A 12,549-nucleotide genomic window follows, 5' to 3' on the forward strand; every position below is an offset into this window, starting at 1 on the left:
CCGATCGGGCCAAGCACAAACTCACAATGCCCCCTGTGCACTCACGGCCAACGGCTGCAGGATCCCATGGTTACGCAATTCGAGGATGTGCTCGGCCGTCCGTGCAGGTGCGCTGCCACCCCGCACCAGCGTGCCCGCCTCGATGTTCTTCTCCACGCCGGACTGGGTGAGGTTGGCACTGGAGACCAACAGGACACGACGATCGGCGACCGCGAGTTTGGCGTGCAGCTTCGACCGCGGCTCCGTACGCTGCGTTATGGGCCAGTGCCACAGCCGTACTCCCGGTATCCCGGCGAACGCCGCGGCGGGCTCGTGACCGGCCAGCGCGCTGCCGGCGCCCTGCAACGTCTCCACGACGACCGTGGTCTCAACGCCACGTTCGACAGCGGCAGACAGTGCTTCCCGCAATGGTTGGTGGCGCCGGCCCGAGTACGTCATGAGCACCAGCTCCGTCGTCGCCTCACCGACGACCTGGATCAGTGCCTGCGCGGTGGCCCGCACCGGAACGGAGTGCGTACTCGGGCCGCTCCACACCGTCTCCACCGAGACCGACGCGCTTTGCTCGGCATACCCGGCGGCAAGACCACGCAGAAAGGCCGCCGCCTGTTCCACCGGAACGCTCTCGTCCTCCCGGGTTCGCAGAATCGGGCGGGCGTACTCGCCCGCCGCATACCCGAGCTCGGCCAGCACAGCGTGTTCGGGCCAGCCCGCTCCGATCCTTCCCGCCAAGCCACGTAGTACCGCCGCACCGAGATGCGGTGCGGCGGCGGTTGCGGTCTCCTCGAATGCGCTCACGGTGCCCCAGGGAACAACGACAGCTCGGGATCACTGATGGGGACGACGAAGCGGCGGTCGAGGAACCGGTTGCCGCGTTCACAGGTTGTCTCCGAGACGAACAGGCATACGTGGCACGCGGCGCCGTGGAGGAAGTCGGCCGGCGGCTGCGGCAGACGTTCCGCACACAGCGGGTCGGACGAGCAGCGCATGGCGTCCCGCAGGGCGCGCCGGGTGATCCGCACGAGTTGCTCGGGCTCAGCCTGCGAGACCAAGCCGCCGAGCGTTCCTTCGGCATCGGGCACAGCGGTGTAAATGAGGATGCCGCTGCGCGGATCGTCCTCCGTGCCCGCGTAGATCCGCTCGGACAGGCTGGCCGAGCTGTATCCGCATTCGAGGGCAATGGTGCGGATGAGCAGGTGAGAGAACGTGTGCAGCGCGATATAGCGCTCGCCGGGCCAGTACGCCATCGGATCGAACTTGCCGGGCAACCGGTCCGAATAGCGGTTCTTACGGAACTGCTCGTAAGCCTCACGATGCTGGCGCATGGCCCGCATATCGGTCACCCGCTGTTCCCACTGGGCAAGCAGTTCCTCAGGAACACGCAGGAACACGCCCTCGCCGCGCACCTCGCTGGCCGGCACCCAGCTCGGCTTGTCCCGCGACAGCGGCGCGACTTCGACCAGTTTCGGATCGTCCGGGTCCGGCGAGTCGAGGCGGGTGAAACCGACGAGTGCACGCACTTCCCGCAGCTGCTCGGCCTGGATCACGTCCTCGTAGTAACCCTTGAGCGGAGCCGGCACACCCTCGTCGAGGCGGCGCAAGGCGAAGTCGTCCATCGGCTCCGCCAGCCTCGGCGCCGTGAACGCTTGCCATTCGGCGGTACGCAGGTCCGGGTAGCCTTCTTCCGGCCCGTCGTCGGCCTCCTGTTTGGCCGCCCGTACGCGTTCCACGGCCGCGCTGATCTCGTCGTCACTCCAGCGGGCGAGTTCACGGAAGGCGGGGACGTTGTCCCGGCCGAACGCATACATCGACACCGGTAGTTGCGATACGGCGTCCCAGTGCCGCTCCACGATGCTGTCCAGCTCGCTGCCGGTGGTTTCGGGTACCCACAGGGTCGACAGGGTTTGCGCGAACCACTGGTTGGAAGCCCCGATCACCAGGACTTTGGGCGGCAGCTTGGAGCCGCACCCGGAGGGGTCGAACGTCCCGAGGTGCGGATGCCGCGCCCGGCAGCGGGGCAAGGTTTCCTCGCCCCGCTGACCCATCGCCTGACGGATGTTGCGGCGGGAATCGCAGCTGACACACCGAATCCACACGTTCGCGCCGAGGTTGCCACCCTGGTCGTCCATCTGCATGCGCGGCTGGGGCGTCTTCGGGCACGCTTGGCCGGCATGCACGAACTCGCGGTAGGGGAATTCGTCGAGGTGGCCCGCGGTACAGGCCAGTACGAACCTCGCCGGCACGGCCAGCGGCCGCCCGGACTTCTTCTTTGCGCAGTCCCGATGGAAGAACCGGGCATCGTGCGGGCGACGTGGTTTGGAGTTGTCGAACGTGAACACCTGGGAATCGATGGCGGCCAGCTCGTTGCACGCCGTACAGCGGAACCAGGATGGAAACGGCATGGTGGGCACCCCGACCCGGGACGCGGGGCCGGTCGGTTCGGTGTCGATGCCGTCCATCCAGGGGGCTGGACGGAGCTCGCTGACCTTGGGGCCGGCGATCGCACGGACCGCACCGAGCAGCCGGGGTTCGGCGATCGGGCCCCACCCTTCCTGCCCCTCGACGGCGGCGAAGTTCCAGTCGTCCAGCCCACGGATCAATACCGAGAAGTTGGGCAGGTCGACGAGAGCGCCCACTCCGCTGGTGAACATCAAGTGGCTGGGTCGCACGGCGCCGACGCGGCGGCGATGCTGTGTACTCATCGGTTGCTTCCCCCATTCGCGGACGGGTTCCATGCCGCGTCGCCGAGCTCGTCCCCGGATGCGTCCTCGAGGCCCGTGTCCGTGGATGTCGTGGTGTCCGGCGGGCCGAACGACCATTCAGGAGCGTTGTACGTCGACGTATACAGCTCGTCGCCACCAGGAACGAGCAGGTTGATCTCGTTTTCGGTTTCGCGCATCGAGCGCGCGACGGTGGTCTCCTGCCAGCGACCGTCACCCGGGGCTCGCAGCAGGCCGGTGAGCAGCTGCTGCTTCGCGGTCTGCTTCTCGTAGCCGAGCTGGGTGGATCCCTGCTTGCGCTGCTTCCACACGTCGGTCAGTGCGGCCAGCCGCTCGGCGAGGTAGTCGCGACCACGCTGTCCGTACACGATCTCGGCTCGGGTGAGCATCCGCTCCGCGATGGCACGCACGAACGGCCCGTCCAGGTCGACCTGGTGTGCGTCCGCGTTTCGGGAATGGGATTCCGCCGCGTGGCGCACCGCCGCGATAAAGGCCGCAGCGGTTCCGCGGTCGAGCGAGCGCCGCGTGTACGGCGTCACGGACAGGGCTTCGACCTGGCGGTAGAACGTGGCGTGATAGTGCTCGAAGTCCTCGTAGTGAGCGAGATCCCGGGGTCTGGTCCAGTTGTACAACGTCACCACCAGCCCGGGGCGCCGCGGATCACGGCCGATCCGGGACGAGGCCTGGATGTACTCCGCGGTGTTCTTCGGTTGACCGGTCACCATCATCAGCCCGAAGCGGGAGACATCGACGCCTACCTGGAGCATCGACGTCGCCAGCACCGCGTCAACCGGAAGCCGGCCGCTGCGGTGCCGGTCTCGCGAGCGTTCGGCGAGCGGGTGCGCGGCAGGGTCGTTCTGCCCTCCCCGCGACGACTTGGTGCGCGCGCTTAGCACCTCTCGCCAGTTGTCGGCGATGGCGCGGCGGCGGGTGCTGGTGTCGACGTCGGGGTCGAAACCGACTTCGAGGTGTTTGAGCACGTTGCTGATCTCGCCGGACGAGATGCGCGACGTCAGTTCCTGCACGGTCAGCATCGACGCAGGCCCGCCGAGGCGGTCGGAGATGCCCCGGAAGCGGCCGTGGCGCCGCACCCGCGTGGTGATGTCGTCGTCGAGGTAGCGGCGCATCCCGGCGAGTTCCCGGGTGGCGTTGAAGTAGCCGACCATTGTCATGTACGGGTCCGCGGGCCGGCCGTACGTGTCGAACACGGTCTGCCCGGCGAGCAGCAAGATTTCCGCGATCCGGATCTCAGCGGATTTCAGGCGCACACCGTGTGCACACACCCCAAGGTAGCGGCGGCCAGGGTTGGTCTCGTCGACCGGCACCTGACGGGAGAAGAACGTGTCCGATACATCGGTGACTTGCGGCGGAAAGATCTCCAGCCCACGGGCGAATACCCCGCGAACCTGTTCGGCAGCACGTTTGGTCGTGGCGGTCGAGGCGACGATCTTCGGCGCGGCGCGGTTGCCCGTGGGGGTCGTCCAGCTGCTCAGCTCGTCCACGGCGGCTTCGAACAGTCCGACCGTCGTGCCGAGTGCGCCGGAGATGAGGTGCAGCTCGTCCTGGATGATCAGGTCCGGCGGTCGAAGCGACACGACGGCCCGACTGGTGACGCCGGGGAGCTTGCTGGTCTTGTTGTGCCTGCCGCCGCATTTGGCCTTGGGGTCGAGGTCCTCGTGCCGATATCCGTGCCGGGGGCAGTACTGGTGGACGCGGCCGAACAGCATGCCCGCGAAGCCCTTCCACGGTAGCTGCGCCAGCTTGTCCACGGTCGCGATGATCAGGCTCGGCACCAGGCGGTAGATCTCCTCGTCCACGGTGAGGATGGGCAGTCCTTCGGGCGACTGCGGACGGGAGAACGGGCACGCGAACGAGCCCTCGGCGTTGGGGCAGTACAGGTAGATGCGGCGGGCATCCGCGTCGGTGTGCAGGTCCCGGTGTGCTTGGAGGGCTGCACCGCACCACGGGCACGCAAGCGTTTGCAGCACGTTGACCCGCATGCCGCTGCCCGCTTCGCGGGCTTCCGCGATCTGGTCGGACGCTTCGTCCACCCAGTTCGGAGAGACGCTGCCACCGACCCACAGGCCGATCCGGAACGGCTCGGCGCCCCAGGTGTCCGGGTCCTCCCTGCGCAGCATTTCGGTGGCACAGACGAGGGAGGCAGCGCGCTGGAACTGTTGCGCGGTGAGCAGCCGGAGGGTGTAGCGCATCAACGCCGCGACTCCGGCCGCGCCGTCCCGCGCCTGCTGCCCGCTGCCGACGGTGCCCTGCAGGCGGCGGATCGCGAACGTGAACGCCGTCAGCCCCAAATATGCCTCGGTTTTGCCACCTCCCGTGGGGAAGAACAGCAGGTCGACGGTCGCGTCGCTGTTCGCGGCCCGTTCCGGGTGGTCGGCGTTGGCGAGTGACGGCAGGTTGAGCAGGACGAAGGCGAGCTGGAACGGCCGCCAAGACGCGGCGCCGGTTCCCCGCGCGTCCACCGTGGCCTTGGCGTCGGCGTAGCTGACGGCCGGGTCTTCGCGGATCCTGCCGATGTCGGTGTGCCGCCGCTGCGCGGCCATGGCCCGGTTGGCGAAGCGGAAGGAGCGCAGAGCGTCGTCGTGTCCGGGCGAAGCCGGGTCGGCCAGCAGCGTGATGCCGGCTCGGATGCGCTCACAGGCACGACGTGCGGTGAAGACGGCTGATTCGGCGGTCCTGCGCAGGTTGTCGGGAAGCTGCCCGACCTCGCCTTCGCGTTCGTCGAGCCACGCGGCGTAGCCATCGACTAGCGGAGCGAGCCCGGTGCGAAGCTGCTCCGGCTCGGCCTCGGCGAGAGCGTCCATGGACAGCTCGGTTCCGGCGAGCGGGGTACCGGCGCCGCTGGGCGCCTCGGTGGCGGGCACGTTGTAGGCGGGCAGCCAGGTGGTCTCCAGCTTGTGGGTCCGCCGAGCGCCGGGCTCGGCGTGCGGATGGACGGCGACGTTGTGTCCTGCGGCGTACTTGAGCTGGTTGCGGTAGAGCAGGCGCAGGTGCGCTTCTTCAGCGTCCTCTCCGGGATGGTCCCCATCGAGGGGATCATCGATCGGCAGGAAGACCGCCTCCGCCCCGTCCATCGCGGTGACCATGAGCTTGGCCTGGAACAGCCAGGCGGCGTCGGTGCCGGAACCTTCGGGGATCATCCGCCCGTTGACCAAGGTCAGTTCCAGAGTGCGCTGGGCACCGCGGGTACGAACCTTGGCGACCAGCTGGACTCCCGGTTCGCTGATACTGGCTGCCGTGAGCGGGATGGTGAAGGTGGGTTCTCCGGTGAGCCGGACCTCGACCGTGTGCGAAACCGGCTCGCGCGCCCACGCGGTGCGCTTGTTGCCGTCCTCGTCGGTACTGTCGCGTTTGTCGTACTCGCCCCATTCGACCGTGACGGCCACGGTGTCGGTGCCCTGCCCGACACAGCACGACAGCCCCATCGACGAGGCCCAAATACGCCCGAGGTTCTGGGGCGTGATCACTTCGGGCAGCTCGCCCGACCCTTCCCCACTACCGTCGCCTTGCACCTCGGTGTCGGCGCCGGACAGCGAGTCGGCCGCGTCGACGGTGGAACGTGGTTCGTACTTCGGCCCGAGCATGCCGACCAGGTATCGGTCGCGCGGGCCGCTGGAACCGCGCGGCAGCTCCTCGCGCTCGCCGGACCACGGGCCGAGGAGGTCCCGCTCGATCAGCTCCTGAAACTCGTCACGAACCTGATACGAACTCGCTTCGGCGAACTCTTGCGACTGGTCCAGGGGTGAGGCGGCCCTGTCGTCCTGGTCCCCGTGCACGGTGCCCGACGTGTCCAACGAGGTCTGCTCCCCGTTCGGGTTGGGGAAGAGAGCATCGTTACCGCTCATGGTGCCGCCTGTTCCTATCGCATAGCAGTCGTGTCCCGCAGATCGACGACCGAGCAGGCCGACCATCGGTCAAGACATCAGACTGGACATCTAACTGGACAAAATAGCAGCCAAAATCTAGTTTTGGAACATGACTGCAGGTAGGAGCTACCAGGACAGCCACCCATGGTTGACCTTCCAGTTTTCCATGGAGTTCGGCAAGCAGGCCCAACTATGGTCCCTGCTCGGTGAGGCCTACTCCAAGTGCCGGCACCTGACGGGAACCCCGTTGGCGCCCGGCGTCGCCCGCGAGCTTGCTGCCGTATATCTCGTCAAGGGAGCGCTGGCGAGCACCGCTATCGAGGGCAACACGCTATCGGAAAGCGAGGCACGGGACATCTACGAGGGACGGCGGCAGCTGCCACCGTCCCAGCACTACCTGCAGGTCGAGATCGAAAACGTGCTGGAGGCGCTTCGGGCGCTGGCAGCCAAGTTCGAGACCGGGGCTGCGCCGAAACTCGACGCCGAGTGGATCCGGGAGCAGAACCATCGCGTCCTCGCCGGGTTGGAGCTGGACGAGCACGTCAACCCGGGCGAATACACCACGACCCAGTTGGTGGTGGGTAACTACCGCGGCGCTCCCCCCGAGGATGTTCCGCTGCTGATCGACAAACTGGTCGGCTGGCTGGACGAGCTGACGGCGGCCGGCAGCGGCGAGTCGAGCAGCTTGCGGTTCTTCCGTGCGTTCCTGGCAGCCGTCCTCGGGCATCTGTACCTGGCGTGGATCCATCCGTTCGGCGATGGCAACGGGCGAACCGCGCGGCTGTTGGAATGCGCGATCTTGACTCGCTCCGGCCTGGTTCCGTGGGTCGCGACGAACCTGCTGTCGGATCACTACAACCGCACACGTACGGAGTACTACCGGCGGCTCGACGCGGCGTCCCGGAACGGGGATGTTCTCGGGTTCGTGCACTACGCCGCTGAGGGCTTCGTGGACCAGCTTCGGGAGCAGATCCAGACGGTCCAAGCTCAGCAAGTGCGCGTGTCGTGGATCAACTATGTGCATGAGGTGTTCGCGGACCAGCCGCACACCGAACCGTCGCGCAGGCAGCGGGACTTGCTGTTCGCCCTGCATCCGGAGGGCAATCCGATCTCCGACCTGCGCCGGCTGACCGTCGAGCTCGCCGAACGCTACTCGGGTAAAGATGGCAAGACCGTCACGCGGGATGTGAACAAGTTGATCGACCTGGGACTGGCGGAGAAGGCGAACCCGCAGACTCTTAGGCCCCGGATGGAGCTGATCGAGGCCTTCATCCCGGGAGCGTCGGGGACTCCTGTCGCCGACCCGAAGCTGTAGAAGGGATCGGGACATCTTGCGGTGTTGAGCCCCTCGACCGCCGGTGGCCGGTGCTATACCAGCGTGTCCTGCTGCTCGGCGCGCTTCGTACGTCGGGGCCCGCTCTTTCGCACCGGCTGCGTATCAGCCTCCTGCGCTGCACGTTCGTGGTTGAGCTCGAGGAGACTGTCCAGGATCTCGCGTTGTGCCGCCGGGCCGATGGTGTAGCGGGTCTCGCGGCCGACCGGGTGGAAACCGTGGTCCAAGCCGCCGACCGCCGCGATACGGTCCTCCCAGCCGTACGCCCGGATCGTGGCCTCATCGATCTCCCGGTGGATACGCCGCAGCTCTTCGATGTCAGAGTCACGGCAGTCCGGGTCGAAGACCAGGTTGTACGTCTTCGTCAGCCCCGCGTTGCGGGACAGCATCACGTCCCGGCGGTACCTGTCGAGACGCTCGCCCAGCTCACGCAGCTCACCGGTCAACTCCGGCAACGGGAACGTCTGAAATACATCGCTCGGCGTGTAGCTAAGATCCGTCTTCATCGTTGATGCGTTGCGGACCGCCCACCAGTAGTGAGGCGCGCTCGACAGCAACGCGAGCATCCCCGCGTCTTCCGTTGCAAAAACCACGAGCTTGTGCGCGAAGACCTGACCGGTCGGAGCCATTACCGGCATGGCAGTCCGACTGGTCTGCGTAAGCACAACAACCCGTCCCAACCCAGCGATGGAACGGTAGAGGTCAGGTGTGGGCCGAGTGAACCTCCACCACAGCTCGCGTCGTGACTTGTTGTTGCTCTGAGCACGCTCCGGCTTCACGTCACGCAGAACCTGGTCGTAGCACTCCGGATACTCGCGCGCCCGGTCTTCGCTCCAGTCGTGGAAGTTGATGACCCAGCGGCTGCCGGAGCAGTCCGGGCGGGAGTTCACGTCCTGCCCGTTCAGGTAAGGAAAGAGCACATCCTCGTTGGCGGGATCCTGGGCGATGAGTTCCTGCGCTCTGGCCGGCTCCATCGTGAACCCCGTGCCGAGGATGTTCGTTCCCTGAAACGCGATCCCCTGGTTCGCGCGCAACCGCGCCGGTTTTCCGTCGGCCCGCGACTTCGCGTCGAGCGACGCCGTGATCGCGGGAACGGTCACTCCGTCGGCGCGGCTGTCGGCGTCGTCTCCGAGTGGTTGACGGCTCGTCGCGATGATGCAGCACTCCAGCGCGACGCTCTTGGTCGGCCACTGCATGCTCTTCGTCGCACGGCGGATCGTGGTTCCGGCTGCGACCACCTGGTCGAGGCCGACTTCGCGGGTGTCTCCTTGCGCGAGGGTGTTGGTTGCGATCAGGCCGGTCTGGCCGGTGGGTTTGAGCAGGCTGTGTGCGCGTAGCACGAAGTACGCCACGAGGTCGGCGCTGCCGCGGACGCCGTTGCCGATGGCGTGGATCAGGTATTCGCGGTAGGCGTGCCCCTGTGCGCTGGTGAGTTTCTGACCGCCGAGATAGGGCTGGTTGCCGACGACGGCGTCGAATCCGCCCTTGTCGAATACGTCGACGAACACCAATGGCCAGTGCAGTGGCCGGCGGGGGAACACGATGTTGCCCTTGTCCGCGCGCAGCCAGGCGTCGGCCTGGCTGCGAGCGAGTGTCACCTCGTCGTCCCGCATGACCTGGTTCGCGAGGTGAGCGGCCTCGACCGACGCGCGGTTCATACCCCGCGGCCCTTCGGGGGCTCTGGCGAGGAGTGCGCCGACGAGCGTGTCCGCGGCCAGTCGCAGGTCGGCCGTGTCGTCGGCGGCTTCGCGATCGAGTTTGCGCTTGTCGTCGAGCCAGTCCAGGGGACTGCCGAGCTGCGGGAGTTCGGCGATCCGGCGGCGGGTGTCGGCTGCCTTCTCGATGCGCGCTTGCGTGCTCGCGGTCCAGGCGAACAGGTCGCTGTGCAGGTCTCGGCCGGTGGCCGGGTCGAGGTGCATGGTCCGCACCTGTTCGATCGAGGTGACGCCGAGCAGCGCGTCGCCGGTCTTGAGTCGGTCGTCGAGAAAGGTGAACGGCTTGTCGCCGTCCATCGACACCAGCCAGAGCGACACTTTGGCGATTTCGACCGCGGTGGGGTTGATGTCGACGCCGTAGAGGCAGTGTTCGATGACCTGCCGGCGTGCCTCGACGACCACTCGGTCGTCCTCGGTGTCGCCGACGGCCCGGGAGATCTTGGCTGCCATCGCGCGGTCGTCGCCGTCGCGTGCCCACGCCTCGACGAGCCGCTGGCCAAGGTAACGGGCCGCGGCGACGAGGAACGCTCCCGAGCCCATCGCGATGTCCGCGACCTTGAGTTCGAGTAGGTCATCGGCGGTCTTGGGGACCCAGCGGCTCTCGTCGGCGGTCTGGACCGGGCCGACGCGATAGACCAGGGGTTCCAGCGCGTCGCGCACCACGCGTTCGGCGAGGTCGCGTGGCGTGTAGTGCGTGCCGGTGTCCTGGCGCGCGACGGATTCGGTCACGAACAGTTCGCCCGGCAGGATCACCATCGGCAGTCCGCGCAGGTCACGCCGGATGAGGTTCGCGAACGGCAGGAGGCGATCGCTCAGCGCGGCGTCGCCACGTGTGGCGGCGAGTAGCTTTTGGCGCTGCTCTTCGCGTTCGGCGGGCGGCGGTGGGGCGAGTTTGCGTGCCACGCCGCGGGCGGTGCCGATGCCGGATTTCCGGTAGGCGTTGGCGATCCGCTCGGCCAGTTCGGCCACGTCGGCCGACTCGGCCGCGTGCTGCTCCAGCTCGGAGAGGGGTGCTTCGTGTTCGGCGCCGGATTTGCCGGTCAGACCGAGGTACACCTCGTCGGCGCGGAAGGCGTCGTAGGCGAGGAGGCCCTCGTAGGTGTAGCCGATTTGTTCGACGTCGAGTTCGCGGAACGAGAGTTTGCGGCGTTCCTTGTTCTTGCCGGTGCCGGTTTCGACGTATTGGACGGCGCGGAGTACGTGCAGGATGGTCCGGTCGTCGATGTTCGCGGGCAGCCAGGGGTAGGTGGTGGTGTCGAAGAGTGACCCGTCGTGCGGGTACATCCATAACCGCGGGTGGTCCACGCCCCAGTAGACGGCTTCGAAGAGGGCCAGTAGCCGGTGCCAGGCGGCGTGGCTGTGTTCGAGGTCGTCTTCGCTGGATTCGAGGGCTTGGACTTCCAGGTCGGCGCATAGCCTGCCTGCCGAGTAGGCGCTGGCGTAGAGCTCGTTGTCCGAGGGGAGCATGCCGCGTTCCTCGGCGAAGAGCAGGAAGACGATGCGCATGAGGACGGAGACCGAGCCGCGGTAGACGGTGTCCGCGCTGATGTCCGTGATCCCGGGTTCGCCGCGTTCGCGCTGGACGGTGTCGGCGCGTCCGATGGCGGCGACGAGCAGTTCGACGGCTTCGCGTGCTTGCACGCCGAGGGATTCGGTGATTTCTTCCTGTGAGTCTTTGCTGGCTTCGAGGAGTGAGGGCAGGGTCTCGTCGGCGGGAACGCCGAAGAAGCGATGCCGGGACAGGATCGAGGCGAACGCGCGGACGACGTCGCGTTCGGCGGTGTCTGCCCAGCCGATGGCGTCGAAGGTGGCGGTGCCGGTGGCGCCGTCGTGTTGTGCCCAGACGAGGGTCCACCAGCGCCCGTCGGTGGCGAGGCCGAGGGGTACGTCGTGTGTGCGGCACAGTCGTGCGAGCCGGTCGGCGGCGCTCGCGGCCCAGGCGTCGCCGGGTTGTCTTCCGGTGGGGTGGACGCCGGGTGGGGTCACGAGCCCCAGTAGCCGGATGGAGTCCGGTTTGGCGGTTCCTCCGGGTTCGGTGAGGACGAAGCTGGGGACGATCGGCGTGTCGTGTTCCGGCACCGATACGGCGAGCGGAGCCAGGTCGACATGCTCCGCCCAGTGGAGTTCGTCGCCCCAGCCGAAGAGTTCGGCGAGCACGTAGTGGAGCCATGCTGGTTGGCCCGTCGCCGGGTCGGCCTGCCAGCTCGCGTGGTGCTGCCGCAGTGCGGTGCGGGTCTGCTTGTCGAGCGCGTCGAGTGTCGGCCACGCGGTGCGCAGTACGGGGATGGACAGGAACGGCCCGGTGACGTCGACGAGGTTGAGCCAATCCCGGTGCTGCTGCGTACCTTCCGGAACCCGATCTCGAACCTTCCGTGTCGCTGCCATCCGCTCCCCCGTCCGCACGATCTTCGCTCGTTTAGACCACGACCACGCCGCCCCGGCATCCGACTATGCGACGATCTTGAGCAGGTTATTCGTCTTTATAGACGCCCGAAATCCGCCAGTAGAGGCAGAGTAAATGTCGGCCACTCCCGGAACGTAACGACCGCCGTCGACCATACCGCCAAAAGGGTGACGCTCCCGTTTCGCCCAATTTGACTAAGAGCTCCTAACGCATTCGGTTTGGGAGTCGTCGCCAGGTGATGAGGCTGCAGGCGAGCGCGAGGAACCCGTGGTGGATGTCGGTGCGGCGTTCCCAGCGTTCGGCCAGGCGGCGGAACTGGTGCAGTAGTGCGAGGGTTTGCTCCACGACCCAGCGCACGGGTTGGTTGTTGTCACGGGTGCCTCGGCGGCTGATCAGCGGTCGAATCCGGCGCTGTCGCAACAGGTCTCGGTACTTGTCGTGGTCGTAGCCTCGGTCGGCCACCACGGCCTCGGGTGTGCGGCGTGGCCGGCCCCGG

6 protein-coding genes are annotated in these 12,549 nt (G+C 67.2%); 1 reads left to right on the forward strand and 5 read right to left on the reverse strand.

Going from position 1 to position 12,549, the window contains the following annotated elements; translation table 11 throughout:
• Window positions 1–21 precede the first annotated feature (21 nt).
• From drmC to drmA, 3 genes are read right to left on the reverse strand one after another with little or no spacing between them, the layout of a single operon-like run.
• Window positions 22–795: a DISARM system phospholipase D-like protein DrmC gene (drmC, locus tag LY13_RS13040; RefSeq protein WP_253828671.1), complete on the reverse strand. Its 774-nt coding sequence runs from the start codon at window positions 793–795 to the stop codon at window positions 22–24.
• On the reverse strand, window positions 792–2,699 hold the full coding sequence (drmB, locus tag LY13_RS13045) for an MrfA Zn-binding domain-containing protein (protein ID WP_253828672.1): 1,908 nt from the start codon (window positions 2,697–2,699) through the stop codon (window positions 792–794). Before drmB ends, drmC begins: the two co-directional genes overlap by 4 nt.
• Window positions 2,696–6,580 (reverse strand): DISARM system helicase DrmA, encoded by a 3,885-nt coding sequence (gene drmA / locus LY13_RS13050; RefSeq protein ID WP_253828673.1) that lies wholly within the window; start codon window positions 6,578–6,580, stop codon window positions 2,696–2,698. The genes drmB and drmA overlap by 4 nt, the downstream gene beginning before the upstream one ends.
• Before the next feature lie 130 nt (window positions 6,581–6,710).
• On the opposite strand from drmA, the gene LY13_RS13055 reads away from it, so the two are divergent.
• Entirely contained in the window at window positions 6,711–7,916 is a 1,206-nt protein-coding gene (locus LY13_RS13055) for a Fic family protein (protein ID WP_253828674.1), read from the forward strand.
• 53 nt (window positions 7,917–7,969) lie between these two features.
• Here the strand turns inward: LY13_RS13055 and LY13_RS13060 are convergent, their stop codons facing one another.
• Both LY13_RS13060 and LY13_RS13065 read right to left on the reverse strand, forming a co-directional pair.
• Window positions 7,970–12,034: an Eco57I restriction-modification methylase domain-containing protein gene (locus LY13_RS13060; RefSeq protein WP_253828676.1), complete on the reverse strand. Its 4,065-nt coding sequence runs from the start codon at window positions 12,032–12,034 to the stop codon at window positions 7,970–7,972.
• 223 nt (window positions 12,035–12,257) lie between these two features.
• Window positions 12,258–12,549 (reverse strand): transposase (locus LY13_RS13065; RefSeq protein ID WP_253828677.1); only part of this gene is annotated, 292 nt, incomplete at its 5' end.

The organism is Prauserella aidingensis, assembly GCF_024171865.1.
GTDB classification, from domain to species: Bacteria; Actinomycetota; Actinomycetes; order Mycobacteriales; family Pseudonocardiaceae; genus Prauserella; species Prauserella aidingensis.

Excerpts from the sequence above, each read along its gene's own strand:
- drmB (WP_253828672.1), bottom strand. The coding sequence starts at position 2,699 with ATGAGTACACAGCATCGCCGCCGCGTCGGCGCCGTGCGACCCAGCCAC.
- drmA (WP_253828673.1), bottom strand. The coding sequence starts at position 6,580 with ATGAGCGGTAACGATGCTCTCTTCCCCAACCCGAACGGGGAGCAGACC.
- LY13_RS13060 (WP_253828676.1), bottom strand. The coding sequence starts at position 12,034 with ATGGCAGCGACACGGAAGGTTCGAGATCGGGTTCCGGAAGGTACGCAG.
- LY13_RS13055 (WP_253828674.1), top strand. The coding sequence starts at position 6,711 with ATGACTGCAGGTAGGAGCTACCAGGACAGCCACCCATGGTTGACCTTC.